This window comes from Planotetraspora silvatica (genome assembly GCF_016863315.1).
Classification (GTDB): domain Bacteria; phylum Actinomycetota; class Actinomycetes; order Streptosporangiales; family Streptosporangiaceae; genus Planotetraspora; species Planotetraspora silvatica.
Window position 1 is genome coordinate 603,148 of record NZ_BOOQ01000002.1, and the last position, 24,906, is coordinate 628,053.

25 protein-coding genes are annotated in these 24,906 nt (G+C 69.2%); 10 read left to right on the forward strand and 15 right to left on the reverse strand.

Features of this window, described 5'->3' with window-relative positions:
- Nucleotides 1-324: 324 nt before the first annotated feature.
- From Psi02_RS03050 to Psi02_RS03075, 6 genes are all read right to left on the reverse strand, one after another.
- Nucleotides 325-1,086 (reverse strand): SDR family NAD(P)-dependent oxidoreductase, encoded by a 762-nt coding sequence (locus tag Psi02_RS03050; protein WP_203971482.1) that lies wholly within the window; start codon nt 1,084-1,086, stop codon nt 325-327.
- A 76-nt stretch (nt 1,087-1,162) separates the two neighbouring features.
- Nucleotides 1,163-3,445, reverse strand: coding sequence for a tetratricopeptide repeat protein (locus Psi02_RS03055; protein ID WP_203971484.1), 2,283 nt, complete (start codon nt 3,443-3,445; stop codon nt 1,163-1,165).
- A gap of 67 nt (nt 3,446-3,512) precedes the next feature.
- Complete coding sequence (locus Psi02_RS03060; RefSeq protein ID WP_239094559.1) at nt 3,513-4,280, reverse strand: SCO6745 family protein; 768 nt, start codon at nt 4,278-4,280, stop codon at nt 3,513-3,515.
- A gap of 92 nt (nt 4,281-4,372) precedes the next feature.
- Nucleotides 4,373-5,188 (reverse strand): diaminopimelate epimerase, encoded by an 816-nt coding sequence (dapF, locus tag Psi02_RS03065; protein WP_203971486.1) that lies wholly within the window; start codon nt 5,186-5,188, stop codon nt 4,373-4,375.
- Between the two features lie 58 nt (nt 5,189-5,246).
- Entirely contained in the window at nt 5,247-6,152 is a 906-nt protein-coding gene (gene miaA / locus Psi02_RS03070) for a tRNA (adenosine(37)-N6)-dimethylallyltransferase MiaA (RefSeq protein WP_239094560.1), read from the reverse strand.
- Nucleotides 6,153-6,181: 29 nt separating this feature from the next.
- Complete coding sequence (locus Psi02_RS03075) at nt 6,182-6,712, reverse strand: methylated-DNA--[protein]-cysteine S-methyltransferase (protein ID WP_203971488.1); 531 nt, start codon at nt 6,710-6,712, stop codon at nt 6,182-6,184.
- Between the two features lie 59 nt (nt 6,713-6,771).
- Between Psi02_RS03075 and Psi02_RS03080 the strand changes: the two genes are divergently transcribed.
- Both Psi02_RS03080 and Psi02_RS03085 read left to right on the forward strand, forming a co-directional pair.
- A complete protein-coding gene (locus Psi02_RS03080; protein ID WP_203971490.1) occupies nt 6,772-7,290 on the forward strand; it encodes a PadR family transcriptional regulator in 519 nt (172 codons plus the stop codon).
- Nucleotides 7,283-8,677 carry a DHA2 family efflux MFS transporter permease subunit gene (locus tag Psi02_RS03085; RefSeq protein ID WP_203971492.1) on the forward strand — a complete coding sequence of 465 codons (1,395 nt, stop codon included), beginning with the start codon at nt 7,283-7,285 and terminating at the stop codon, nt 8,675-8,677. Before Psi02_RS03080 ends, Psi02_RS03085 begins: the two co-directional genes overlap by 8 nt.
- Before the next feature lie 12 nt (nt 8,678-8,689).
- Here Psi02_RS03085 and Psi02_RS03090 read toward each other — a convergent pair whose 3' ends face one another.
- From Psi02_RS03090 to Psi02_RS03100, 3 genes are all read right to left on the reverse strand, one after another.
- Nucleotides 8,690-9,334 (reverse strand): DNA alkylation repair protein, encoded by a 645-nt coding sequence (locus Psi02_RS03090; protein WP_203971636.1) that lies wholly within the window; start codon nt 9,332-9,334, stop codon nt 8,690-8,692.
- 342 nt (nt 9,335-9,676) lie between these two features.
- Nucleotides 9,677-10,141 (reverse strand): hypothetical protein, encoded by a 465-nt coding sequence (locus Psi02_RS03095; RefSeq protein ID WP_203971494.1) that lies wholly within the window; start codon nt 10,139-10,141, stop codon nt 9,677-9,679.
- A 267-nt stretch (nt 10,142-10,408) separates the two neighbouring features.
- The gene (locus tag Psi02_RS03100; RefSeq protein ID WP_203971496.1) at nt 10,409-11,626 is read right to left on the reverse strand and encodes an alpha/beta fold hydrolase; all 1,218 of its coding nucleotides are present in this window, start codon (nt 11,624-11,626) and stop codon (nt 10,409-10,411) included.
- Between the two features lie 211 nt (nt 11,627-11,837).
- Between Psi02_RS03100 and Psi02_RS03105 the strand changes: the two genes are divergently transcribed.
- On the forward strand, nt 11,838-12,203 hold the full coding sequence (locus Psi02_RS03105; protein WP_203971499.1) for a MerR family transcriptional regulator: 366 nt from the start codon (nt 11,838-11,840) through the stop codon (nt 12,201-12,203).
- Nucleotides 12,204-12,327: 124 nt separating this feature from the next.
- A complete protein-coding gene (locus Psi02_RS03110) occupies nt 12,328-13,251 on the forward strand; it encodes a ribonuclease Z (RefSeq protein WP_203971501.1) in 924 nt (307 codons plus the stop codon).
- Here the strand turns inward: Psi02_RS03110 and Psi02_RS03115 are convergent.
- Both Psi02_RS03115 and Psi02_RS03120 read right to left on the reverse strand, forming a co-directional pair.
- Nucleotides 13,202-13,786 carry a GNAT family N-acetyltransferase gene (locus tag Psi02_RS03115; RefSeq protein ID WP_203971503.1) on the reverse strand — a complete coding sequence of 195 codons (585 nt, stop codon included), beginning with the start codon at nt 13,784-13,786 and terminating at the stop codon, nt 13,202-13,204. The two genes, Psi02_RS03110 and Psi02_RS03115, sit on opposite strands and share 50 nt — an antisense overlap.
- A gap of 275 nt (nt 13,787-14,061) precedes the next feature.
- On the reverse strand, nt 14,062-15,072 hold the full coding sequence (locus Psi02_RS03120; RefSeq protein ID WP_203971505.1) for a GlxA family transcriptional regulator: 1,011 nt from the start codon (nt 15,070-15,072) through the stop codon (nt 14,062-14,064).
- A 97-nt stretch (nt 15,073-15,169) separates the two neighbouring features.
- On the opposite strand from Psi02_RS03120, the gene Psi02_RS03125 reads away from it, so the two are divergent.
- Nucleotides 15,170-15,568 (forward strand): hypothetical protein, encoded by a 399-nt coding sequence (locus tag Psi02_RS03125; protein ID WP_203971507.1) that lies wholly within the window; start codon nt 15,170-15,172, stop codon nt 15,566-15,568.
- Nucleotides 15,569-15,606: 38 nt separating this feature from the next.
- On the opposite strand, the gene Psi02_RS03130 is transcribed toward Psi02_RS03125, so the two are convergent.
- On the reverse strand, nt 15,607-16,329 hold the full coding sequence (locus Psi02_RS03130) for a class III extradiol dioxygenase subunit B-like domain-containing protein (protein WP_203971509.1): 723 nt from the start codon (nt 16,327-16,329) through the stop codon (nt 15,607-15,609).
- 532 nt (nt 16,330-16,861) lie between these two features.
- On the opposite strand from Psi02_RS03130, the gene Psi02_RS03135 reads away from it, so the two are divergent.
- Nucleotides 16,862-17,662: a hypothetical protein gene (locus tag Psi02_RS03135; RefSeq protein ID WP_203971511.1), complete on the forward strand. Its 801-nt coding sequence runs from the start codon at nt 16,862-16,864 to the stop codon at nt 17,660-17,662.
- Here the strand turns inward: Psi02_RS03135 and miaB are convergent.
- On the reverse strand, nt 17,659-19,170 hold the full coding sequence (gene miaB / locus Psi02_RS03140; RefSeq protein WP_203971514.1) for a tRNA (N6-isopentenyl adenosine(37)-C2)-methylthiotransferase MiaB: 1,512 nt from the start codon (nt 19,168-19,170) through the stop codon (nt 17,659-17,661). The two genes, Psi02_RS03135 and miaB, sit on opposite strands and share 4 nt — an antisense overlap.
- A gap of 292 nt (nt 19,171-19,462) precedes the next feature.
- Between miaB and Psi02_RS03145 the strand changes: the two genes are divergently transcribed.
- The 4 genes from Psi02_RS03145 (at nt 19,463) to Psi02_RS03160 (ending at nt 22,764) form a co-directional block, all read left to right on the forward strand.
- Nucleotides 19,463-20,218: an amino acid ABC transporter ATP-binding protein gene (locus Psi02_RS03145; protein ID WP_203971515.1), complete on the forward strand. Its 756-nt coding sequence runs from the start codon at nt 19,463-19,465 to the stop codon at nt 20,216-20,218.
- Nucleotides 20,219-20,269: 51 nt separating this feature from the next.
- Nucleotides 20,270-21,130 (forward strand): glutamate ABC transporter substrate-binding protein, encoded by an 861-nt coding sequence (locus tag Psi02_RS03150; protein WP_203971517.1) that lies wholly within the window; start codon nt 20,270-20,272, stop codon nt 21,128-21,130.
- A gap of 78 nt (nt 21,131-21,208) precedes the next feature.
- Entirely contained in the window at nt 21,209-21,877 is a 669-nt protein-coding gene (locus tag Psi02_RS03155) for an amino acid ABC transporter permease (RefSeq protein ID WP_203971519.1), read from the forward strand.
- On the forward strand, nt 21,874-22,764 hold the full coding sequence (locus Psi02_RS03160) for an amino acid ABC transporter permease (RefSeq protein WP_203971521.1): 891 nt from the start codon (nt 21,874-21,876) through the stop codon (nt 22,762-22,764). Before Psi02_RS03155 ends, Psi02_RS03160 begins: the two co-directional genes overlap by 4 nt.
- Before the next feature lie 270 nt (nt 22,765-23,034).
- Here Psi02_RS03160 and Psi02_RS03165 read toward each other — a convergent pair whose 3' ends face one another.
- Together Psi02_RS03165 and Psi02_RS03170 are read right to left on the reverse strand one after the other, a co-directional pair.
- The gene (locus Psi02_RS03165; protein ID WP_203971523.1) at nt 23,035-23,829 is read right to left on the reverse strand and encodes an ABC transporter permease; all 795 of its coding nucleotides are present in this window, start codon (nt 23,827-23,829) and stop codon (nt 23,035-23,037) included.
- On the reverse strand, nt 23,826-24,809 hold the full coding sequence (locus Psi02_RS03170) for an ATP-binding cassette domain-containing protein (RefSeq protein ID WP_203971531.1): 984 nt from the start codon (nt 24,807-24,809) through the stop codon (nt 23,826-23,828). Before Psi02_RS03170 ends, Psi02_RS03165 begins: the two co-directional genes overlap by 4 nt.
- Between the last annotated feature and the right edge of the window lie 97 nt (nt 24,810-24,906).

Genomic DNA, 24,906 nt, shown 5'->3' on the forward strand with positions numbered 1-24,906 from the left:
ACTCCTCATTGGGCATATGCACAGGAGTTGCGTGATGCGCAACTCATCGTGTTGAACAGTGATGAGGCTAGGCCCCACCAGCCCCACAGATGGCCCAAAATAACACGATAAGCCCCATATCGTGATCATTCAGTGATCTATCCGTACGGGCCCCGAGCGCGTGCCGGCGAGGACGCGAGAACCACGGCGGTACAGGGGAAGCCGCCGACCTGGCAGGGCGCCGGGCCCGCCGCCCGATGAACATGCCTGGTCACCAGATGGGACACGTAACCATCAGATGGGACGGCGCGACCCCGGCCAGGGGGTCGTCACGCCGCCGATCCGTCAGGTGATCAGAATGCCGCCGTCCACGGCGAGGACGGCGCCGCTGATGTAGGAGCCCGCGTCGGAGGCCAGGAAGACCGCGGTGGTGACGAGCTCGATCGGCTCACCCGCCCGCTTCATCAGCACCCGCTGTTCCATCACCCGGTCCAGATAGCCGGGCGGATACTTGTCGGTCATCTCCGAGTGGAAGAACCCGGGCTCCAGGCAGTTGACGCGGATTCCCCGTCGGGAGGTCCACTGCTGCGCCAGGTCCCGCGTGAGCCCCGCCACGGCGGCCTTCGACGCGCTGTAGGCCGCCTGCGGCAGCCCGGCGGTCGTCTCGCCGAGCACGCTCCCGATGTTCACGATCGCCGACCCGGGCCGCATGACCCGGGCGCACGCCTGCGCCATCCAGAACGTGCCGTGCAGGTTGACGTCGATCACGTGACGGAACTGCTCGGGCGTCTCGCGCAGGGCCGGTACGGCCGTGCCCACGCCCGCGTTGTTGATCAGGATGTCGACGTGGCCGAACTCGGCGACGGCGGCGTCGACGAGGGCCTGGCACTGCTCGGGGACGGCGACATCCGTGGCGACGGCCAGGCACCGGCGGCCGGTCTCCTCGACCAGCCGCCGTGTCTCCTCGAGCATGTCCAGGCGGCGCGCCCCGATCACGACGTCGGCGCCCGCCTCGGCGAAGCCTCGTGCGAATGCCACACCGAGGCCCGACGAGGCCCCGGTGACGATCACGACCCTTCCGTCCAGCCGGAAGCGTTCCAGTACCACGCCGACCTCCTTGGTCCCGGGGTCCACGTCCTCGGGATCGACCGAACGTGATCCTAGAACAGCGACCGGCGGCGGGTCACAGCCCGTATTCCTTGGCGATGCGCTCGTGCCGCTCGACCTCGACGCCGACTTCGCGGGCCAGGTCGACCCAGGTGACGGGGTGGGTCCACTGCTCGGTGGCGTCGTCGAGTACGGCGTCGAGCTCAGCCGGCTCGACGGTCGGAGGCACCGCGATCCAGCCGAAAACGCCGGGCAGGCGCTCTCCGGACACCGGGTGGGTGACGCCGTAGTTCTCGTCGCTGTAGACCCACATCGGCCAGCCCCGCTCGGCCAGCACCTCGTTGAACTCGGTCCACTCGTGCTCGGTGGGCGCGACGCCGTCGAAGAACCAGCTGGTGAAGCCGCCGGGCCGCAACATCGTGACCCCCGCGAACGGGATGACGAAGTCCTCCTGCTCCTTGGGGTCCTCGGGGATCGGCTCCAGGGGGCGGGGGTCGAAGACGATCACGTCGCCCGCGTTGTACTCCATGCCGCGCGGCTGCGGTACGGCGAGGCGTGCCGTCGCCGGCCCGGTGCGCAGAGCCAGCACCTCGCGCCGGCTTCCGTCGGGCGCGGGGAGGACGGCGCGGATGAGGTGCCACTGCTCATCGATCGGCCCCTCCGCGGTCTGGATCGGCAGATTCAGCTTGGCGGCGGCCGCGTGGACGGTCGCCCAGTCCTCCGCGGCGGTGGCGGCCACGATCAGCCGCCAGATGTCCTCCTCCTCGGCCTCGTCGGAGTCGAGCAGCGGCCGCAGGATCTCCGCCGCGGCGGCGTTGTCGCCGAGCTGCTGCGCGGCCACCGACCACAGGCGGCGGCTCTCCACCGATTCTTCGGCCGCGACCGCGGCCTCGGCCTCGGCGGCGGCCTCCGCCCAGCGCTCGCGCGCCCGGTACAGACGCGCCAGGGCGAGGTGGGAACCGGCCGCGGGCAGACGTGCCGCCAGCTGTTCGACGCGGTCGTCCTGCCCGGCCTCGATGAGCAGGCCGCTGAGGTAGGCGATGTCCGCCTCGCTCGCCGTGGCGGGGTCGCCGTCCTCGACGATCACCTTCCAGTAGACGTCGGCCCCGATCGAGGGGTAGCCGAGGAAGCCGAGCGTGGTCGTGTGGCGGCGGGTGATCTCCAGGTCCTTCCCGGAGTGCGGCGCGAGCCAGCCGACCCAGCGCTCCGGGTCCGCGCTCTGCCCGTCTTCGGCGTCGAAGAGGGCCACCAACTCGTCCGCGCCTCCCGGCGCGGGGATCTCGGCGGCCCCGTCGGCCGCGGCGCGCAGCTCGGCGATCCGCTCGGGCAGGCCATCGGTGCTCGTCAGGGCGGGCAGCACCGCCTCCGCCTGGTCGGCGAGCAGCCGGGCCTGCCAGATCCCCTGGCGGGCGACGGCGAGATGACCGGCGGCCAGGGCCAGCTCGAACCGCGCGCGGTGGCCGCCCATCGTCTCGAAATAGGTGATCCACTGGCCGAGGATGCGGCCGAGCTGCCAGGTGTTGGCGATCGAGCCGCTGTTCGCCAGGAGGCCGATGGCCCGGGACCATTCCACCCAGTCACGCGGGTGGTCGCCCACCACGTCGAGGTCGGGCAGGGCCTCATAGGCCCCTTCCATGCGCCCGAGCGTGCCGAGGATGAGCGAGGTGAGCAGCGCCTCACGGCGGCCCTTGGCCACGGGGTCGTCCGGCTTGAAGCCGGTCGCGGCCTCCAGCGCGGACAGCGCGTCCTCCCCGCGCCCGGCGGCGAGCAGCGCGCGGGCGGCCGCGGCGCCCAGCTCCCAGCTCGCCTCCCGTCCCGCCTTGCCCAGGCGGCCGATGGCCGCCTCCGCGTAGGTCACGGCCTCCTCGGGACGTCCGGCGTCCAGCAGCGCCGCGACGTACTGCGTGGTCAGCCCGGAGAAGACGAGCGAGTCGGGCTCTACGCCGTCCAGAGCCTCGCCGAGCGCCGCGAGCCGCGCCTCGGCGTATCCGGGGCCGTCGGTGTTCGCCTGTGCCATGGCCAGGGCCTCGACGGCCGCGGGTGCGGCCGGGCAGTCACGGACGTCGTCGCGCTTGGCGAACTCGGCCAGATCGGAGGCGTCGCCGAGGGCGACGGCGCCGTTGGCCCGGTCGCCCACCCTGCCGAGCAGGTGCCAATAGCGCACGAAGAGCTCCAGCCAGGGCAGGCCGAGCGTCTCCGCGTGCTGGGCGACGGCGGGCGCCACGACGTCAAGCTGCGCATAGCGCCCCTCCAGGGCCTGCCCGGGCACGTCGCCCAGCGCCATGGCCAGGCCGGCGTTGCCGGCTTCATGCAGTTCCCGCTGGGTGCCGCCGACCCAGGCCCAGATGTCCACGTCCATGGGCAGTCAGTCTGCCAGGTCGGTCAGCCTGTCCCAAACAACCGCGAGGGCCACCGCTCCGGGGAAATCACCTGGCGAAAGCCGTGGCGGCGGCCTCAGCGAGGAGATCGGCCAGTTCGGCGCGTTCGGCGTCGTCCAGCACGCCGAACGCGGGAGCCACCAGATCGTCGGTGATCTCCTCGGCCCTGGCCCGCCGTTCGACCGCCTCAGGTGACGGCGTGCCGTACGGCTCGGGCCACTCCAGGAAGCGGGCGACGGAGGCGTTGCCTGTCTGCGGGTCCCACGCGCCGGCCTCCGGCGCGCCGACGAGGGTGGCCTCAAGCGGGCTGAGACCGCACGCGACGATGGCCGTCGTGTGCTGGGCGCCGCGGTGCTCTCGCAGGACATGGAGCAGATGGGCCGCGAGTTCCGCCTCCCCTGTGGGACGCGACATGGCACGCCAGCCGGCGAACAACGGCGCACAGAACACGTCGGAGCCGTCCGCTATCGCGGCGAGAAGTTCGGCGAGACGTCGCGCGCCCTCGAAGCCGGCCAGCCTGCGCCGCCCCCACGCGTGGCACGCCGACGCGTAGAGGTCCGCCGCCTCGTCGGCGGCCAGTTTCCTGCCGCCCTCCCACCACTCGCGCACACGGTCGGCGGGGAAGAAGATCGAGGCCGCGACCACCACGTCGGCATGGACCTCGCCCAGGACGCCGCACCGCCCGCGGAAGTACATCTCCCGGCTGCTCAGGCCGAGGCGCTCGCACAGGCCCTTGACCTCCCTCGACATCATGAAGCCCCCGCCCAGGGCCCAGATCGCCGCCTTCGTCGCCACCACCGTGCCGCGCGGATCCATCGGTCCTCCTCCTCGGTCCACTTAGTGGACCGAGAATGGGCCAACAGAACAACATTCTGCAACCCACCGTCGCAGTGGGGATCTGGACGGCTCTAGACGACGGCGGGATAGTCCCCCGAGGCGACGAGGACGGCGGGCCCGGACAGGTGGCTCGTCCGCTCATCGAGCGTGACCGTCAGCGTGCCTCCGGGCACGCGCACGGTCCAGGTGCCGGTGGTCTCACCGATCCCGTGCGCCGCGGCCACCGCGGTGGCGACCGTTCCGGTGCCGCACGACCGCGTCTCGCCGGAGCCGCGTTCGTGTACGCGCATGGACACGGTGTGGTCCGCGACCAGGTTGAGCAGCTCGATGTTCACGCCGGCGGGATAGACCTCGTGGTCGAAGTCCGGCTCCCAGTAGCGCAGGTCGAGGTCCGCGACCGGGTCGTCGATGACACACGCGAGGTGGGGGTTTCCGACGCTCACGTTGAGCCCCTGGTAGTCGCGGCCGTTCACGTTCACGCCGCTCACCCCGAGCACCCGCGGCATCCCCATGTCGACGGAGACGTCACCGGCCGTGCCGAGCCGTACGCGCTTGACGCCGTCGCGGGTGGCGATGGACAGCTCCCCCGCCCCGGCCAAACCCGAGTCGACCAGATAACGGGCGAAGACCCTGACGCCGTTGCCGCACATCTCGGCGATGCTGCCATCGGCGTTTCGGTAGTCCATGAACCACTCGGCCTCGGCCGCCTGATCGGCCACCTCGGCGCAGAGCTTCGTCCGCACGACGTGCAGCACCCCGTCGGCGCCGATGCCCGCACGCCGGTCGCACAGCGCCGCGACCTGCTTGTGGCCCAGCTCGAGACGGCCGTCGGCGTCCGGCAGGATGACGAAGTCGTTCTCTGTGCCGTGCCCCTTCACGAATCGCATGTGAACGAATTCTAGGCGGGCCGGCCGTTCGGATGATGCCCAGGACCCGGCTCCGGGTTCAGCCGCCGACCAGGGCGAGAGCCCGGGCGATCAGGTCGGGCGCGTCGAACGGCAGCCACACCACGCGGGGGTCCCGGCGGAACCACGACTCCTGCCTGCGGGCGAACCTCCGGGTGGCGCGCACGGTCTCCGCCTGGGCCTGCTCCTCGGTCCACTCGCCGTCGAGGAAGCGCAGGACCTGGGCGTACCCGAGCGCCCTGCTCGCCGTCCTTCCCTCGGCCAGGCCCTCCGCCGCGAGGGCGCGGACCTCGTCGACCAGGCCGGCCTCCCACATGCGGCCGACCCGGAGCTCGATCCGCTCGTCCAGGACCGGCCGGGGCACCTCGACCCCGATCTGCACGCTGTCGTAGATCGCGTCGAACGACGGCATGGTGGCGGAGAACGGGCGGCCGGACAGCTCGATGACCTCGAGCGCCCGGACGATCCTGCGGCCGTTGCTCGGCAGGATGTTCTCGGCGGCGGCCGGGTCGAGGCTCCTGAGCCGCTCGTAGAGAGGAGCCGGGCCGGTCGCCGACAGCTCCTCCTCGAGGCGGGCCCGGATCCCCGGGTCGGTCCCGGGGAACTCCAGGTCGTCGATGGCCGCCCTGACGTACAGGCCAGAGCCGCCGGTCAGGATCGGCACGCGGCCGCGGCCCCGGATCTCCTCGATCAGCGGGCGCGCCAGCCCCTGGTATTCGGCGACGCTGGCCGTCCGGGTCACCGGCCAGATGTCCAGCAGATGGTGCGGCACGCCCCGGCGCTCGGAAAGGGAGAGCTTGGCCGTGCCGATGTCCATGCCGCGGTACAGCTGCATCGAGTCGGTGTTGACGACCTCGCCGCCGAACTCGAGCGCCAACTCGACCGCCAGGTCCGATTTTCCCGCCGCCGTGGCGCCCACGACGGCGATCACTGGTAGTTGCCCCACACGGCCCAGTCTCCCAGCGCCGGGAGTGCTCACAGGTCCCAGTCGAGCGTGGGAGGAAGATGACCTTCCAGGGTCAGCAGCCAGCGCTTGGACTCCACTCCGTCGCCGCCGCTGAACCCGCCGAGCCCGTTGCCCGCCACGACGCGGTGACACGGCACGATGATCGGAATCGGGTTGCTGCCCATGATCGACCCGATGCCCCTGGCCGGGACGGCCGTCCCGCTCCTGGCCGCCAGCTCGCCGTAGGTCACGACCTGTCCGTACGGAACGGTCGTGTAGAGCGTGCCGAGGACCTGCCGCTGAAGGACCGACATGAGCCGCCAGTCGACGGTGACGGCGAACTCCCTGACGTCTCCCCCGAAGTACGCCTCAAGCTCCCGGCGCGCCTCGGCCGTACGAGCGGGGTCGTCGGCGACGGCCAGGCCGACGCGACCGGCGATGCGCGCCCGCACATCCGGCCCGTCGTTGAACGACGTGGCCACCACGCCGGTCTCGGTGACTGCCGCGAGCACGTCGCCGAGCTTCGTCGGCACGCTGCCGAACGCCACGGTCTCCGCCATTCGCCCATTCTCGCGCATGGTGCCTTGTAGGTTAAATTAACCTAGGTTAGATTAACTCCGTGTACTCCGACATACTCATACTGAATCGGCTGACGCAAGGCCCCGCGCACGGTTACGAGATCAAGAAGCGTGTCGAGCTCGCGACCGGGCAGGCGATCAACAACAACACGCTCTATCCGGCGTTGCGCAGGTTCGAGCAGCAGGGCGCGATCGAGCGCGTGGCCGCGGAGACGGACCCGGGCCGCCCGCCCCGGACGATCTACGCGATCACCGACACGGGACGCGACCAGCTTCACGCCCTCCTCCACGACACCGACCCGGCGGTCCTCGCCGACAACGCGGAGTTCGAGATCCGGGTCGCCTACTTCGAGCTGATCGACGTCGGGACCCGCCGCGCGATCATCGCGGCGAGACGGCAGGCGGTCGAGCACATGGTCGACCTCCACCAGAAGGCCTTCATGGGCACCGGCCGTGTCTGGGCTCGCCGGGTCGTCGACCACAACCTCAAGGCCTACCGCCTCGAACTGACCTGGCTGGACGAGTTGGCGGCCGCCGCCGAGGAGCCCCCCGATGGATGACCGGCCCGAGACGCCCCCGCTGTCGCCCCTGATGCTCCTCGGCCTCGTCGCGGGGCCGGTGTTGTCCATGGTCGACTCGGCCGTGGTCAACGTGGCGGTTCCCGAGATCGCCCGGGATCTGGGCGGCGACCTGCCGACCGTCCAGTGGACGATCAGCGGATACCTGCTCTCGATGGCCGCCGGGCTGGCGGCGTCGGCCTACCTGGGACGCAGGTTCGGCCTCCTCCGCGCGTACTCCTGGGTGCTCGCCGCGTTCACCCTCGCGTCCGCCCTGTGCGCCCTCGCGCCGGGCGTGCAGGCCCTGATAGCGGCACGGGCGCTGCAGGGGCTGGTGGCCGCTCCCATGGTCCCCCTCGCGGTCGGCATGCTGCTCGGCCGCGGCGCCGGCAAGATGCCCGTGACCGGCGGGCTGATCTTCTTCGCCGCCCCCGCGATCGGTCCCGCCCTCGGCGGTCTCCTGATCAGCGCGTACGGCTGGCGCTCCGCGTTCCTCATCAACGTCCCCCTCGGCCTGGTGGCGCTGGTGGGCGCCGTCCGGGCCGCACGGTCGGCGGGGGCGCCCGGTGATCGCGGGGCCCGCCTGGACGTCCCCGGACTGATGGTGCTCGCCCCGGGACTCGCACTGACCGCGTACGGCACGAGCGAGGCCGCCCAGCGGGGATGGCCGTCGACGGCGGCGTGGTGGGCGACCGGCGTGGCCCTGCTGGCCGTCTACGTCATGTGGGCCCGCCGCGAGCGGCCGGTGCGGCCCGTGGTCGATCTCGGCCTGCTCGCCGACCCGCGCAGAGCCCTGGCCGTCGCCCTGGCCGGAGCCGCGAGCGTGGTGCTGTTCGCCGTGTTGTTCCTGGTACCGGTCTTCCTCCGCGGGGTCCAGAACGCCTCGACGACCCTGACCGGCCTGGTGCTGCTGCCCCAGGGGTTGGTGATGGGGCTCGGCATGGCCCTGGGCAACCGGACCGCGGAGCGGTTCGCGATCCGCGGGATCGTCGCCTTCGGCATGGCGGTGCTCGCCGCCTCCACCGGTCTGCTGCTCCTCCTCGAGGCCACCACCCCGTCATGGGCGACCGCCCTGCTGCTGTGCGGCCGGGGCCTCGCGCTCGGGTTCACCGTGCAACCGCTGACGATCATGTTGCTGAGCGGCCTGCCAGACGATCGGGTGCCCGACGCCAACACGCTGTACAGCATCTCCCAGCGGCTGGCGGGATCGGTGGGCATCGCCCTGCTGGCGACCTTCTACAGCTCCCATGCGATCACGGGGTCTCCCGTGGACGCCCTGCACGCGAGCGGGCTGCTGCTGTCGGCCGTGGCAGGGGTGGGGGCGCTGGCCGCCCTGGCGCTCCGGCACACGCCGGTGCCGCGTTCTGAGGGAGTAGCGGCACAAGCGTGAGCGCGAACCTGCCTACTTGTCGTGCTGTCGGCGCACCATCTCGGTGATCCAGATGGGCGCGAACGGAGACGTGCAGCCCGCGGGGGTCGGGTAGTCCTTGAGCACCTCCAGGCGCTCACCGATGTCGATCGCACGGACACGGTGCCCGGCATGCTCGATCCCGATTTGCGCCAGGCAGTGGTTCATCGCCCACTGCAGGCGATCCGGGGCGTCTTTCATCTCCGCCTCGATGCCGTCGAGCAGTCCTGCGAGGTCGATGCCCTCGGGCTTCTTCGTCACGCGTTCGGTGGTCAGCGCCCAGCCGGCACTCGCGACCACTGGATCCGGATCGGCGGACCAGGCCAGGCGAAGCTCTTCGGCGTGCGGGTTGTTCTTCACCACGTAGTTCACGAGCCAGTCGTGCACCTTGGGTGTGCGCGCCTCGCGCAACATGACATCCAGCTCGTCGCGCTCGAACGCCTTCGGGCGGCAGATCAGGATCGCCAGCAGTCTCGCCGCGGTGTCGTCGGTCTCCCAGAGCCGGCACGCGAGTTCCTGCTGGGTCTTCAGCCGCTTCGCGAGCGCGCGCAGCTTGCCGAGGTTCACACCGTGATCGTCACCGTGTTTCTCGTTCACCTCGCGTGTCTTCGGGTCCTCGAGCCCGGCCAGCTCGGCCATCACCTCGGCCGCCACCGTCTCGGTCAGCGTCGTCTCGGCCACCACAGCCTCCTGTCCATCACGGGCGAGATTCAGCCTACGAGGAAAGCCGGTCTCCTGTCGTAACACCGGTTCGGCGGCAGCAACAACAAAGACGGGATCTGCTGCACGAAGCGATCCTGAGGGGTATCGGTCGGCTACCGCCGAAATAGACGAACACCCCTGACCGACGCACCGCGCGAGCATGCGTCCCGGTTTGACTCCGCGAACGGTGCAAGTCGTACCTGACGTTTGTCCACACATGTTCGGTGCACGGATGTTCACTGAAGGGCTGGGCAACCCGGAGGTCACTCAGTTTGACACTCAGGTGGCGTCATCCAGCTGTTCGGCCAGCCGCTCCAGGCCACCCCTGATGAGCTGCCCATACTCGTCGTCGCCAAGTGCGCCGATCTCGGCCCGCGCCTGCTGGAGGTGCTCACGGGCGCGGCCGAGATCGCCCAGCTTGCGATAGCACTCGCTCACATTGAGGTGCAGTGACGGATACAAGCCGGCCACTGAAAGCGGCACCCCCGCTTGGCCCACCCGCTCATCGGTGACCAGATCGGCGGCGGCAAGCGCTCGCAGATCCCAGATCAGCTCCTGGCGCACGTCGTCCTGCACGTCGGCCATCGAATGGGCAAGGACGCAAACATGCAGCGGGTCGCCTTGCTCACCGCCGATGTCATCCCAGATCTGCGCAAACAAGTCACGAGCGGCTTCACGTTGACCTCGGTGGTGATGCAACTCCACACCCTGGCCGATCCGGGCCATCGTTGGATCGGTGATCATGAGCTGCTCCTTCACCGGCGCGGCAGTCGCAGCCAGCCTAATTGCAGCGCCCTCATGCCCACTCGAATGTGACGGCTCGCTTGTAAGTCAATCCGGGAACAGTGGGCACCTGCGTGGACACACGCCTTCACCTGCTTACATGTTCCGCTACCGTCCACCGTTGTCCGGGGCCATACGTAGCGGTTGTCCCGCAGATCGTCCCTCAGTCCTGCGAGTCTGCGCTTCAGCAGGTCGCCACTTGTAATGCGCCACTGGCGCCCAGCGCGCTCACGGGAGCACATCCGTGCGCAGGCGGGTCTGGACGAACTGCTCTATCCGCCAGGAGCCATCGACCTTGGCGAACTCGCCGTGATAGTGGCCGTAGCCGCGCACCTTGAGGGTGCTGCCGTCGATCCAGTCCTCCATGTTGATGGTCGAGGACGCAGCCACCGGCGAGTGGACCTCGGTAGTGAAGGAGAACAGGTGGTGGATCGCGGTGGCGTCGCCGATGCTGGTGGTGATGACGTCCTCGATCTCCTTCGGGCCGGTCATCTGCATAACCTGGACGCCTTGCGGGTCATAGATCGTGAAGGTCGCCTCCGGTGCGAACAGCCGCGCGAGCTGGTCGAACTGTTTGTGGTCGGCGTAGTAGGCGTACCGGGCCATGAACTGGCGGATCTCGTCGACGATGACCAGCCGCTCAGTATCGGACACCGCGAAGAATTGGCGGAATCGCTCGGCGGTGGCCTGCGGGTTGTCGAACGCGTACGCGTGGGAAGCCTGCGCAATGACATCGGTTTCGATGTTCTCGGCGACCTGTCGGGCGCCGGCCAGCAGCTGGCCGCGATAGTAGCCGTGGTCGCCGTTGAGAACCAGGACCGGCATCGGGAGCCGGGTCGTGAACTCGGCCCGGTTGGCCTTGCCGTCCTCGATCATGGCGCCGTAGTGCTGGAAGCCGCCGCGGATGCCGTTCGGGCCGGTGAAATGCGGCAGATAGTGGGCGACGCCGTATTCCTCGGCGTCCGGCCGCACCAAGGTCAGCCGGTAGAACGGTGTGAGGTATTCGGTTTCCTTGCCCTGGGTGAGGAACGTGGCCAGGTCGACCTGGCCGCTGAACCCGAAGGCGTAGGTACCGCCCTCGACGGAAGGGTTCATCATCTCTTCAAGGCCGAAGCCGGGGATCAGCGTCTCGGAGAGCACCAGGCGGCGGACCTCGTCAGGGTGCCGTGACGCGTACGCGTAGACCACCATGCCGCCCACGTCCATGCCGACCAGGTTGATCGGTCCGAGACCCAGCCCGAGCACGATCTGCCGGATGTCCTCGGCAACGTTGGTCTTGGCGAAGGTGTCGCTCTCGGCTGGGTCGGAATCGCCCATGCCGCGCAGGTCGGGGGCTAGCACGGTGTAGCCCTGGGCCGCCAGCATCGGCATCAGCTCACGCCATACCGCCCAGGTGAACGGGAAGCCATGTACCAGCACGACCGCCGGGCCGGCGCCGCCGATCACGTAGTGGATGCGGATGCCGTTCCCTTCGGCGTAGCGGTGGTGGAAGCCGGGCAGGCCGTCTACGGCAGTTCCCGGTTCGGGATGAGTCACAGTCATCGGAGCCCCCTTGATTGTCGGTCGGCTCAAACGTAAACCTTGGAGTACGCTCCAAGGTCCAGGGTGATCCGCGCCTCACTCCACTCCGCTCGGATCGACAGGGAAGGCTCAGCGCATGTTGATCGGCGAATTCGCTAAACGCGTCGGCGTCAGCACCGACACGATCCGCTTCTACGGGAAGGTGGGCTTCTTCTCCAGCAGCCGCAGCGAGAACGGCTATCGGCATTACACCGAGAAGGACATCGAAACGGCCGACCTCATCGCCTCCGGGAAATCGATAGGTTTCTCCCTACGCGAGATCCTGGCCTTCTCCCAGGAGATGGCCGACGGCGTGCTAGATCACGCGCGAGCACAAGAGAGCCTGCAGTCGAAGATCAACCTCATCGACGAGCGGATCGCATCACTGAAACGAGTCCGGAAGCTGGCGCAGCAGCAACTCGACTATTGCCGGGCGGTGGAGGCGCAAGAGCTCTCTGTGTGAGACGCCGCTCAAACGTCCCGAACTGCCGGGCGTCAACCTGCCTGTACTCATGACCGGCGGCGGTGACCGTCCTGGGGTTCCGGCACACGCCGGAGAGCGTCCGGCAGGCGGTAGTTTGACCCGCATGACGCGCGAGCTTGTGGTCCTCGGCACGGCGAGCGCCGTACCCACGCGGCACCGGAACCACAATGGTTATCTGCTGCTCTGGGACGGCCAGGGCTTCCTGTTCGACCCGGGTGAGGGCACCCAGCGGCAGATGACGATGGCCGGGGTGAGCGCGCACGACGTGACCTGGATCTGCGTCACCCACTTCCACGGCGACCACTGCCTCGGTGTGCCCGGCGTCGTGCAGCGCATCGCGCGCGACAAGGTGAGCCACGCCGTACAGGCGGCCTATCCGGCGAGCGGCGAGACGTATTGGCGGCGGCTGCGCCATGCCGCCGCGTTCGCCGACACGTCGGCGATCACCCCGCGCCCGGTCTCCGGTGACGTCGTCCGGTGGCCGGCGGGCCCCGTGACCCTCACCGCCCGGCCGCTCTCCCACCCCGTCGAGTCGTACGGCTACCGCGTCGACGAGCCCGACGGCCGGAGGATGTTGCCCGAGGAACTGACCGCCCGCGGGATCGCCGGCCCGATGATCGGCGAATTGCAGCGGGCGGGCTCGGTGACACTGGGCGACGGCTCGGTCGTGTCGCTGGCGGACTGCAGCGTGCCGAGACCGGGACAGAGCGCCGCCATCGTCATGGACACCCGCCTGTGCGACGACGTGTACGCGCTGGCCGGCGGAGTGGACCTCCTGGTGATCGAGTCGACCTTCCTGTCGGCGGAGGAGGCGCTGGCCACCGAATACGGCCACCTGACCGCGGCCCAGGCGGGCCAGGTCGCGCGGGACTGCGGGGTGCGGCGCCTCGTGCTGACGCACTTCTCCGAGCGGTACTCCTTCGCGGACGAGCCGCGTTTCGTCGAGGAGGCAGCGAAGTCCTTCGGCGGCGAGATCGTCACGGCACGCGACCTGACGCGGGTTCCGGTCCCGCGCCGGCGTCCCTGACCTCAGACGCGTATGCGCACGACGGAGGCGGATCGCCGCGCAGCCTGCTGTACATCCAGCCGTCGCGCCACTGACCGGCGCGGAACTCAACCGCGCGCAGGACGCCCTCCAGCGTGAAGCCGGCCCTCTCCAGCGACTTCTGTTCCGCGATGTTCTCCGGGTGGGTGGCCGCCTGGATGCGCTCGACTGGCGTGTGAGTGAACAGGTAGTCGCACAGCATCGCCTGAGCCCGCCAGCCGATGCCACGCCCGCGCCAGTCCGGAAGCAGGGCGATCCCTATCTCCCAGTATCGCGAGACCCCGAACCCTCGAGCCGACCAGCTCATCAAGCCCGCGGCCGTGCCGTCGACCTCGACGACGACCCTGCTGTCGTCTTCGCCCAGGTAACCGTCGATGGCGTAACGCCGCGCCGGGGCCTGGGCATCGCGGAACCCCGTCCAGTCCAGGCCGATCAATCCCGGCTCCGTGACGAAACGCCGGAACATTCCGAGATCCTCCTCGGTCACCGGCCGCAGTCGTACCTCCAGCGCGCTCATCGCGCCACCTCCTTTGCGGTGCGTGCCTCCGCCAAGATCGCGCCACTGGCCCGGACCCTACCTCGCGAGATCCGCGGGCGCCGGGGGTGACTCCCGTGCACCACGTGTGGTCCGCCGGTGACCCCCACGCATCCAGGCCTCCGCGTAGCAGGCGAGACGGCGATGCGGCTTGCGATGCCCGGCGCCAACCATGCCCGCGGAAGTTCTGGACGGTGGCGGTGGTCAGGTTGAGGCGCCGGTCGAGAAGTGTTGCCGATATCGCTCCGGGGTGGTGGTCAGGTGCCGGGCGAAGACATGGTGGCGGCGGCCGTGTTTCCGGACACGGATGTGGACGAGTTCACGGACCGGTAGCGCGACGGCGGAATCCCGTACCGGTCCACGAACGCCTGGCGCAGGGTCTCCGCCGTACCGAAACCGCAGCGTGCCGCCACGACGGCCACGGGGAGAGAGGTGCCGGCCAGGAGGTGCGCCGCGGCCTCGATGCGCGCCTGCCGTACGAACCGGCCCGGGGTCCGTCCCACATGCCGCAGGAACAGCCGGGTCAGATGCCGTTCGCTCACCCCGGCGGCGGCCGACAGCGTCGTCGTGCTCAGGTCCCCCGACAGGTCCCCCTTGATGTGGTCGACGATCCTCCTGACCAGGCCGTCCGCGACAGGCGGCGCGGTCGTGAACATGCTCATCTGGGCCTGGTTGCCGGGCCGTTGCATGTAGATCACCAGATTGCGGGCCACCCGGCGCGCCAGCTCGGGGCCGTGGTCTTCCTCGATGAGGGCGAGCGTGAGGTCCAGGGCACTGGTGACCCCCGCCGAGGTGATCGTGTTCCCGTCCCTGATGAAGATCGGGCCCGGATCGAAGACGACGTCCGGATTGCGGGCAGCGATCGCGTCCGCCCACTGCCAGTGAGTCGTGGCCCGCCGGCCGTCGAGCAGCCCCGCAGCCGCGAGGATGCCCGCTCCGGTGCACACCGACGCCGTACGCCGGCTCTCGCGCGCGAGACGCCGTACATGACCGAGGATCAACCGGTCGCCGGCGGCGGCCTCGTGCCCGATTCCGCCGACCACGACGAGCGTGTCGAGGGGGCCGAGGACCCGTTCCAGCGACTCCTGGACCTGGAGCGTCAGGCCCGTGCCGCAGGTGATGGGCCGGCCTCCCGTGGCGGCCAGGCTCACGCGATAGGCGGGCGTCGCACCCTGCCAGTTCGCCGCTTCGAGCGCCGTGGTCACGCACGCGATGTCGAGCAACTCCGCCGCGTCGTACCCGATGACGACGACCCGCCGTTCAGCCATGGCGCGACACTATGTCGCAAAGACAGGGAGCCCAAGTATTCGGACCGGCACATCCGCCTTCCTTGGCCACCGGCCGACGGGGAAACACCGTTGGGGCATGACTTCGACGACATCGAACGCCCGCTCCCGCCGGCTGCGATTCATCCGGCACTACGTCGAGATGGTCATCGCCATGTTCGCCGGGATGATCCTCCTCGGACTGCTCCTGAGCGCCGCCGGGCTCGGGTTCTCACACGAACGGGATCCCGAGCTCGCCTACCTGCTCATGGCGTTCGACATGTCCGTGGGCATGGCCGCGTGGATGCGGTATCGCGGGCACGGCTGGGCGCCGACCCTGGAGATGTGCGGCGCCATGTTCGCTCCCGCGCTGCCGCTCTTCCCGCTGTTGTGGCTGGACGTCGTCGACGGCGAGTCGTTGATGGTCCTGGCGCACGTGGCGATGTTCCCGCTCATGCTCGTCGCGATGTTGTGGCGCCGCGACGAGTACGCCCATTGAGCACCGGATTCCCCCGAACCGTCACCTGGGTGGGCGGCTCACAACGGGCGCGTCCTTTCGAAGGACCAACGCGCGACGAAGTAGCCGACGCCGTACGGGGCGTCGTCGTAGAGCGCCCCGCTGACGCACTTCTCGGCCGCTTCGACCGCGGCGGCCGCGAGAACCTGGAACGCCGTCCTGCCGCCGACCCACAACTCCTCGGCCATCGCCGGGTCCATGTCGGCGAGCAGGCCGGTCTCCCCCGCCGCGATCGCCTCACCGATCATGTCGTTGTACGGCACGGCGTCGGGATGCAGATACCCGGGAGACTTCTCGGTGAGCCTGGCCGAGCCGTCCCCCATGGCCAGCAGCGCGACGCGATCGGCGGACCGGGCGATGTCCCGGCCCAGGGCGGCGCAGTCATCGGGCGACGCGTCGGCGGACACTGCCTCGAAGCGCAGTGCGGGCAGATCGTCGGGGTCCGGGGCGTATCTCTCGAGGAGCCATCTGCCGATGGTCAGTGAGAGCGGAAGGACGGGCTCCCCCCGGCCGGCGCGGACGTCCCTTCCCCAGGGCTCCATGGTGCCCGCCGCGTCGCCCGGATAGCCGGCGGAACGCTCGGCCGGCCCGACGACCACCAGCAGATCGGGATCACCTTCGACAAGGGAACGGATCACCTCGGCGCAGGCGGCACGGAGGTCGTCGAGCTCCGGCGCCGCGGCCCCGGCCAGTTCCGGCACGATCAGCGGAGGATGCGGGCATACACCCGCTGCGACCAGCACCCACCCACCCTACCCACCCCCTCGCCCGTGATCATGCACCCCTTCGTGGATCAGCCTCCCCACCTGCGCCCTTTTTCGGCGTGATCATGCACGGGTTCGGCGGCGGGCCGTCTGACCGGCCACGATCCCGATCGTGATCATGCACAGATTCGTGGATTGCGGCGCCTGCCTGCGGCTATGACCCCCGTGATCATGCACAGGCTCCGACACAGGGCCGCTCACCTGCGGCTTCGCCGTACGTGATCATGCGTCTCCCGACCGGTGCATGATCACGGCGGCCAAAACAGCAGGTCAGCCGGCGTTCACACGAATTCACGCATGATCACGAACTCTAGATATGCAGGCCGACGGCATTTACACGAACCTGTGCATGATCACGCCCAGTGGTGGGGCTGGCAGGGGCCACCGTTTCCGAACTTGTGCATGATCACGCGGGAGATGTTTGGGGAATTGGGGGGCGGGGCGTGGGAGGGGCGGCAACACTTGGGCGATAACAAAATAGTCACTGAACAATAACGGAAGAATCACGGCATTGTCGGACTTTTCTCCCCAGCCACGCACCGGGCACCCCCAGCGGCCGCGTACGGCTCTCGCCCTGATGGGCGTCATGAGCGTCGTCGGCCTCGCCGGGCTCGGCATCGTCCTGGCCCTGTCGTCGAACGGTGACGCCGTCCGCGGACAGGTGACGCCGTCGGCCGCACCGACGTCCTTCATCGTCCAGGCGCCGGCCACACCCCCAGCGACGATCCCCGAGAATCCGGAGGCGACATGGGCGCCCGGTGTGGTGGCCGGGGAGGCGCCCGGCGCACAGGGGGCCGGCGAACTGCCGCCCGACACGGCTTCCCCGCCACCGGATGACCGCGCGGAACAGCCGGATGACCTCGCAGAACAGCCGGGTGACCGCGCGGCACAACCGGGCGCTCCCGCGAAGCACCCCGATCGGCGGAGCTCCGGACATCCGGGTCGGCATGAGTTCCCCACCAGCCCGGCGCCGCACCCCGTCCTGCCGCCGCGCATGCCCGTGGTGAAGCCCGATCGGCCCGTCCCTGCACGACCACCTGCGCCACCGGCCGTCCCCGCCGCGCGAGCGCCCCGAGAAGCGACACCGGCTCAGGCACCACCCGGCGCCGCGAGATCGGCGGAACCCCGACCGGGTCCCGGCACGTCCCGGCTCCCGACACCTCAGCCCGGTCCCAAACTGGTTCAGCCCGGTCCCGCCTCGGTCGCACCTCAGCCTGGTCCCAGCCGCCTCCCCGATCCGTGCGCGACCTACCACGACGCCCGCCGGGACTACTGCTACCGCGTGGTCGCCGACCTGACGGCCGGCGGCTAGTTCCCGAGAGGCGACAGGACGGAACAACCGTCCGACGACTCCGGTGCGGGAGCGGGACGCCCGATGGAGGGCATGCCCAGACTCACGGCGTTGCCGGTGGCTGGCCGTCCCTGACGCGCCTCCCAGGCGTCGCCCGCACGTGTACGGCGCACGCCCACGACCTTGTCGGCCACGAGGTGGTGCGGTGCGGCGTAGGTGACCTCGACCGTCACCATGTCGCCCGGGCGGGCGTCGACGGCGGCGAGATGCACGAGGCGGCTGTCGGCGGCACGGCCGGACAGGCGGTGGGTCGCGTCGTCCTTGCGGCCTTCACCCTCGGCGATGAGCACTTCGAGCGTGCGACCGGTCTGCTTCTTGTTCTCCTCCCAGGAGATCTCCTCCTGGAGGGCGACGAGTCGCTCGTAGCGTTCCTGCACGACCGCCTTCGGCACCTGGCCGTCCATGGTGGCCGCCGGGGTGCCGGGGCGGATGGAGTACTGGAACGTGAACGCGTTGGCGAACCGCGACTGCCGCACGACGTCGAGCGTCTGCTGGAAGTCCTCCTCGGTCTCGCCGGGGAAGCCGACGATGATGTCGGTGGAGATGGCCGCGTCCGGCATGGCGGCGCGGACCCGCTCGATGATCCCGAGATACCGGTCCGAGCGGTACGACCGGCGCATGGCCTTCAGCACCCGGTCGGAGCCCGACTGGAGCGGCATGTGGAGTTGGTGCATGACGTTCGGCGTCTCGGCCATGGCCGCGATCACGTCGTCGGTGAAGGCCGCCGGGTGCGGCGAGGTGAACCTGACCCGCTCAAGCCCGTCGACGTCGCCGCACGCCCGCAGCAGCTTCCCGAACGCGAGCCGGTCGCCGAACTCGACGCCGTAGGTGTTGACGTTCTGCCCGAGGAGGGTGACCTCCAGGACGCCCTGGTCGACCAGCGTGCGGATCTCGCCGAGCACGTCGCCGGGACGGCGGTCCTTCTCCTTGCCCCGCAGCGACGGCACGATGCAGAACGTGCAGGTGTTGTTGCAGCCGACCGAGATCGCCACCCAGGCGGCGTAGGCCGACTCCCGCTTGGTCGGCAGCGTGGAGGGGAACGTCTCCAGGGATTCCTTGATCTCGACCTGGGCCTCTTCGGCGATGCGGGCCCGCTCCAGCAGCACCGGAAGTGAGCCGATGTTGTGCGTGCCGAAGACCACGTCGACCCAGGGCGCCCTGCGGACGATCTCCCCCTGGTCCTTCTGCGCCAGGCATCCCCCGACGGCGATCTGCATGCCCTCGCGGGCCATCTTGATCGGCCTGAGGTGACCGAGGTTGCCGTAAAGCCTGTTGTCGGCGTTCTCCCGCACCGCGCAGGTGTTGAACACGACCACGTCCGGCGTCTCCCCGTCGGGGGCGCGGACATATCCGGCGTCCTCGAGCAGCCCGGACAGTCGCTCGGAGTCGTGCACGTTCATCTGGCAGCCGTAGGTCCGCACCTCGTACGTCCGGGTCGCGCCCTCGGGGCCCTGAGTGGTCACAGTCATCGCAGTACAAGGTTAGGCTCTCCCCCCGCCCATCCCGTACGGCAGGCGAGCGCCGTCCGCCTGAACGCTCTCTGAGCGGTGCCCGCAAGCCCGATGCGGATCGCCCGAAAACCCCCTTCACCTGGTACGGGAACGGTCCTGACGAGCATCGCGGCACCGCTGGATCGGCCCGCCCAGGCCTTTTCAGCCACGTCGACAACCGTCCGGATCCTCCGGAAGTGCGCGGGCTGTGATCGGATCGGTACCGAGGGATTAGTGACTTGGCGATATTTACGCCCCTACGTTGTTGACCATGACCGAGGCCGGCAACTCTTCCCCTCTAGTCAAGCTCGAGGCAGTGAACAAACACTTCGGCGCCCTGCATGTGCTGAAGGACATCGACCTGAGCGTCGCGCGGGGCGAGGTCGTCGTCGTGATCGGCCCCTCTGGTGGCGGCAAGTCGACGTTATGTAGGGTGATCAACCGGCTGGAGACGATCGACTCGGGCGACATCACGTTCGACGGGCAGACGCTCCCCGCGGAGGGCAAGGCCCTCGCGAAGCTCAGGTCCGAGGTCGGCATGGTGTTCCAGTCGTTCAACCTCTTCTCCCACAAGACGATCCTCGAGAACGTCACCCTCGGTCCGATCAAGGTCAGGGGGATCGCCCGGCAGCAGGCCGAGCAGCGCGGCCTCGAACTGCTCGAGCGGGTCGGCATCGCGTCCCAGGCCGCCAAGTATCCGGCGCAACTGTCCGGCGGCCAGCAGCAGCGCGTCGCCATCGCCCGGGCGCTCGCGATGGACCCCAAGATGATCCTTTTCGACGAGCCCACCTCCGCGCTCGACCCCGAGATGGTCCAGGAGGTCCTGGACGTCATGGTCGGCCTCGCGAGCGACGGCATGACGATGCTCGTCGTCACCCACGAGATGGGCTTCGCCCGGCGGGCCGCCCACCGGGTCGTCTTCATGGCCGACGGCCAGATCGTCGAGGAGAGCGCTCCCGAAGAGTTCTTCACCCAGCCCAAGTCAGACAGAGCACGGGACTTCCTGTCCAAGATCCTTACGCACTGACCACATATGTGTCGGCCATGACCGGCCGGGCGCAGGGAAGAAGGGGAAGGTATGCGACTACGCCGAATCGGGGCTGTGCTCGCTGTGACGGCCATGTCCGCGGGCCTGGCGGCGTGCGGAGGCGACAAGACCTATGCCACCGTCGCCGACAAGATCAAGGAAGGCAAGACGGTCGTCGTCGGCACCAAGTGGGACCAGCCGAGCCTCGGTCTGAAGAAGGGCACGGCACCGGAGGGTTTCGACGTCGACGTGGCCAAGTACGTCGTCAAGGAGCTGGCCGGGGGCGCCGACGACGTGGACATCACGTGGAAGGAGTCGGCCTCGTCGAACCGCGAGGCGTTCCTCGCCAACGGCACGGTCGACATCATCTTCGCGAGCTACTCGATCACCGACAGCCGCAAGCAGAAGGTCACCTTCGGCGGGCCGTACATCGTGGCCCACCAGGACGTGATGGTCCGCGGTGACGACGCCGCGATCGCCAAGCCCACCGACCTGGCCGGAAAGCGGATCTGCCAGGCCGCGGGTTCCAACTCCTACAAGCGGATCACCGACCCGCCGCCGGACGGCGAGCTCAACCTCGACGCCCAGCTCGTGGGTGCCGCCAACTACTCGGAGTGCGTGGCCAAGCTCGGCGGCAACAACCTCGACGCGGTCACGACCGACGACCTGATCCTCGCCGGGTTCGCCACCCAGACCGGCGGGAACTTCAAGATCCTCGGCCAGCCGTTCACCGACGAGAAGTACGGCGTGGGCCTCAAGAAGGGCGACACCAAGACCTGCGAGGCCGTGAACGCGGCGATCACCAAGATGTACCAGGACGGCACCGCCCAGCAGTTGTTCGCCAAGTGGTTCGGCAAGGCGCAGGGGCTCACGGCTCCCACCGCCGCACCCACGTTCGAGCCCTGCGCCTGAGCCGTCCGGCCCGTCGCCCATGGCGGCCGGTGACCTGTTCCCCGGTTACCGGCCGCCGCCGTCACGTGGTGGAGCACGATGGATGACCTGATCAAATACGCGCCGGACCTGGCGGCGGGCTTCCTGGTGAACGTGGAACTGTCCCTGGTGAGCGCCGTGCTCTCGCTGATCCTCGGCACGATCCTCGTGTCGATGCGGGTCTCGCCGACACCGGTCCTGCGCGCCGCGGGCACCACCTATGTCAACGTCGTACGGAACACACCGCTGACGCTGGTGCTGGCCTTCAGCGCGCTGGGCCTCAGCGACACCCTGGGTCTCACCTTCTCCGACGAGCCCTCCACCAACGGATTCTGGCTCGTGGTGCTCGGCCTGTCCGCCTACACCGCCACCTTCGTGGGAGAGGCGCTGCGGGCCGGCATCAACACGGTCCCGCTGGGCCAGGCCGAGGCCGCGCGCGCCATCGGTCTCACGTTCCTGCAGTCCCTGCGGCTGATCATCCTGCCGCAGGCCTTCCGCGCCGTCATCCGTCCCCTGGGCAGCGTGATGATCGCAATGATCAAGAACACCACGGTGGCCGTCGCCGCCGGCTATCTGGCGGAGTCGGCGTTCATCATGAAGGACACCTTCGACGACACCGGCGTGTCGATCCCCATCTTCATCGGGCTCGCCCTCGCCTTCATGGCCGTCACCCTCCCGATCGGCTTCCTGACCGGCTGGCTCGCCCGCCGCCTGGCGGTGGCCCGATGAGCTCGAGCGTCCTGTTCGACGTCCCCGGCCCCCGCGCACGGTTGCGCAACCACGGTCTGACCGTCATCGCCGCGGCCGCGGTCCTCGCGGTGCTCTACTTCGTCTACCGCGGGTTCGACGACAAGGGCCAGTGGGAGGGGAAGATCTGGCGGCCGTTCATCGAGGCCTCCACCTGGACCGACTACATCATCCCCGGGCTGCTCGGCACGCTGAAGGCCGCCGGCCTCGGCGCCGTGTGCGCGCTGGTCTTCGGCGCGGTCTTCGGCCTGGGCCGGCTGTCCGACCACCGGTGGATCAGAGTCCCCGCGGGCGCGGTCGTCGAGACGTTCCGCGCGATCCCGCTGCTGCTGTTGATCTTCTTCCTCGCCTACCTCGCGCCCAGCGTGCTCGGCAGCGGCGACTACACGTTGATCGCGCTGGTGACCGGCCTGACCCTCTACAACGGTTCGGTGCTCGCCGAGGTCGTCCGGGCCGGCGTCCTGGCCGTGCCCAGGGGGCAGTCGGAGGCGGCCTACGCGATCGGGCTGCGCAAGGGCGGGGTGATGCGGCTGGTCCTGCTCCCCCAGGCCGTGACGGCGATGATGCCGGCCATCGTGAGCCAGCTCGTCGTGCTGCTGAAGGACACGGCCCTCGGCTACATCATCGCCTACGAGGACCTGCTCAACTACGGCTTCAAGATCATCCCTGCGGTGTTCTTCGGTTCCCTGGTGCCCGCCGCCATCGTCATCGGGATCATCTACATCGGCCTCAACATGACGCTCAGCACCCTGGCCAACTGGCTGGAGAAGCGGAGCAGGCGCAGCCGGAAGACCTCCGCCAGGCCGATCGCGCCGCCAGGAGTCATCGGTCTGAGCGCCGGAGCCGGGCTGCCGGAGGAGACGGCATAGTGATCGAGTGAGACGCGCCAGGTCCCGCTCGGTATCGGCGGTTCCGTGGTGAGGTGACGGTCGCCGTCGATCGCAGAGGTGTGGAACGCCATCGAGCAGGTGGTGCCACGCGAGAAGCCGTCCACGATCGCGGGCGTTCGTATTCCACGTGTTCAGCCGTCCGGGACGTCCTACGGTGAGCGCTCGCTGTGATCTGGTCGGTGTGATGGGTGGAAAGGATCAGGGCCGTCAGACCTGTTGGTCTGGCGGCCCTGTTCGGCTGGTTCACGGTCAGGCCTTGTTGAAGGTGTTCTTGGCCCAGAGGTAGGAGAGGACGGCGATGCCGGCGCACCAGGCGGTGGCGATGGCGGCGCTGTTGCCGATCGGGGTGCCGAGCAGGAGGCCGCGGATGGTTTCCATGATCGGGGTGAAGGGCTGGTATTCGGCGAACCAGCGCAGGGCGGTGGGCATGGAGTCGGTGGGGACGAAGCCGCTGCCGAGAAAGGGCAGGAAGACCAGGGGCATCGGGGCGTTGCTGGCGGCCTCCGGGGTGGGGGATTTGAGGCCGAGGGCGACCGACAGCCAGGTGATGGCCACGATGAACAGGGTGAGCAGGCCGGTGGCGGCCAGCCATTCGAGTGCGGTGGCGTTGGGGCGGAAGCCGATGGCCAGGGCGATGCCGATGACGACGGCGATGCCGAGGAGTTGCTGGATGACGCTGGCGACGACGTGGCCGGTCAGGACCGAGGCTCGGGAGATCCGCATGGTGCGGAAGCGGGCGATGATGCCTTCGGTCATGTCGGTGGCGACCATGACGGCGGTTCCGGTCGCGGCGGTGGCGGCGGCCATGAGCAGGATGCCGGGGACGACGTAGTTGATGTAGGCGTCGCGGCCACCGAGTCCGTTGCTGAGACCGTTTCCGAGGCCGGCGCCGAGGGTGCCGCCGAAGACGTAGACGAACAGGATCAGGATGATGACGGGCGTGACGACCAGTTGCACGGTCATGGAGGGGTAGCGGAGCAGGCGTTTGAGCTGGCGGCGAACCATGGTGGAGGAGTCGCGGGCGGCGAGGGTGAGGGTGCTCATCGGATGGTCTCCTTCTGCTGGTCGTGCCGGCCGGTGAGGGTGAGGAAGACGTCGTCGAGGTCGGGGGTGTGGACGCTCATGTCGTCGATGTCGATGGAGTGTTCGTCCAGGAGGGTGAGCAGTTCGCGGATCGCGCGGACGCTGCCGTCGCCGGGCACCTGCAGGGTGAGCGCCTCGGGGTCGGGGATGCCCGCGCCGAGGAGGTGGCGGGCGGCGTCGAGACGGTCCGGGTCGGCGAACTTCAGCAGGATGTGGCCGCCGGGGATGAGTCGTTTGAGTTCGTCGGCGGTGCCTTCGGCGATGAGGCGGCCGTGGTCGAGCAGGGCGATGCGGTCGGCGAGTTCGTCGGCTTCTTCGAGGTATTGGGTGGTGAGGAAGATGGTGACGCCGCCGGCGACGAGTTCGCGGACGATCTGCCACATGGTGCGGCGGCTGCGCGGGTCCAGGCCGGTGGTGGGTTCGTCCAGGAAGATCAGGCGGGGGTCGCCGACCAGGGTCATGGCCAGGTCGAGCCGGCGTTGCATCCCGCCGGAGTAGGTCGCGGCGGGTTTGCGGGCCGCGTCGGCCAGGTCGAACCGTTCGAGTAGCCGGGCGGCCTTGCGTTTGCCGTCGGTACGGGTCAGGTGCTTGAGGTCGGCCATGAGGAGCAGGTTCTCCTCGCCGGTGAGCAGCTTGTCGACGGCCGAGTACTGGCCGGTGACGCCGATCGCGCCGCGCACGTCGTCGGGTTCGCGGGCCAGGTCGTGGCCGGCGACCTGGACGGTGCCGCCGTCGGCCGGGGTCAGCGTGGACAGGATCTGGACGGTGGTGGTCTTGCCCGCCCCGTTCGGGCCGAGCAGAGAGAAGATCGTTCCTTCGGGGACGGCCAGGTCGATGCCGTCCAGCACGACCTTCCCGCCGCCCTTGCCGCCGTTCTTGCCGGCGTTCTTGTCGGGGTAGGACTTGCGCAGCCCGTTCGCCGCGATGGCCAGGTTCGTCATGATGGGTGCTCCTCAGAGGCTGCTGATCAGAGGCTGCGGGTTCAGAGGCTGCGGGCGGTGATGTCGCCCTTGGAGGTGGTGGCGCGGATGTCGAGCT

Excerpts from the sequence above, each read along its gene's own strand:
- Psi02_RS03145 (WP_203971515.1), top strand. The coding sequence starts at position 19,463 with ATGACCGAGGCCGGCAACTCTTCCCCTCTAGTCAAGCTCGAGGCAGTG.
- Psi02_RS03125 (WP_203971507.1), top strand. The coding sequence starts at position 15,170 with ATGACTTCGACGACATCGAACGCCCGCTCCCGCCGGCTGCGATTCATC.
- Psi02_RS03120 (WP_203971505.1), bottom strand. The coding sequence starts at position 15,072 with ATGGCTGAACGGCGGGTCGTCGTCATCGGGTACGACGCGGCGGAGTTG.
- Psi02_RS03055 (WP_203971484.1), bottom strand. The coding sequence starts at position 3,445 with ATGGACGTGGACATCTGGGCCTGGGTCGGCGGCACCCAGCGGGAACTG.
- Psi02_RS03110 (WP_203971501.1), top strand. The coding sequence starts at position 12,328 with ATGACGCGCGAGCTTGTGGTCCTCGGCACGGCGAGCGCCGTACCCACG.
- Psi02_RS03170 (WP_203971531.1), bottom strand. The coding sequence starts at position 24,809 with ATGACGAACCTGGCCATCGCGGCGAACGGGCTGCGCAAGTCCTACCCC.
- dapF (WP_203971486.1), bottom strand. The coding sequence starts at position 5,188 with ATGCGATTCGTGAAGGGGCACGGCACAGAGAACGACTTCGTCATCCTG.
- Psi02_RS03105 (WP_203971499.1), top strand. The coding sequence starts at position 11,838 with ATGTTGATCGGCGAATTCGCTAAACGCGTCGGCGTCAGCACCGACACG.
- miaB (WP_203971514.1), bottom strand. The coding sequence starts at position 19,170 with ATGACTGTGACCACTCAGGGCCCCGAGGGCGCGACCCGGACGTACGAG.
- Psi02_RS03095 (WP_203971494.1), bottom strand. The coding sequence starts at position 10,141 with ATGATCACCGATCCAACGATGGCCCGGATCGGCCAGGGTGTGGAGTTG.
- Psi02_RS03115 (WP_203971503.1), bottom strand. The coding sequence starts at position 13,786 with ATGAGCGCGCTGGAGGTACGACTGCGGCCGGTGACCGAGGAGGATCTC.
- Psi02_RS03075 (WP_203971488.1), bottom strand. The coding sequence starts at position 6,712 with ATGGCGGAGACCGTGGCGTTCGGCAGCGTGCCGACGAAGCTCGGCGAC.
- Psi02_RS03085 (WP_203971492.1), top strand. The coding sequence starts at position 7,283 with ATGGATGACCGGCCCGAGACGCCCCCGCTGTCGCCCCTGATGCTCCTC.
- Psi02_RS03060 (WP_239094559.1), bottom strand. The coding sequence starts at position 4,280 with ATGGATCCGCGCGGCACGGTGGTGGCGACGAAGGCGGCGATCTGGGCC.
- Psi02_RS03155 (WP_203971519.1), top strand. The coding sequence starts at position 21,209 with ATGGATGACCTGATCAAATACGCGCCGGACCTGGCGGCGGGCTTCCTG.
- Psi02_RS03090 (WP_203971636.1), bottom strand. The coding sequence starts at position 9,334 with ATGGCCGAGCTGGCCGGGCTCGAGGACCCGAAGACACGCGAGGTGAAC.
- Psi02_RS03165 (WP_203971523.1), bottom strand. The coding sequence starts at position 23,829 with ATGAGCACCCTCACCCTCGCCGCCCGCGACTCCTCCACCATGGTTCGC.
- Psi02_RS03150 (WP_203971517.1), top strand. The coding sequence starts at position 20,270 with ATGCGACTACGCCGAATCGGGGCTGTGCTCGCTGTGACGGCCATGTCC.
- Psi02_RS03160 (WP_203971521.1), top strand. The coding sequence starts at position 21,874 with ATGAGCTCGAGCGTCCTGTTCGACGTCCCCGGCCCCCGCGCACGGTTG.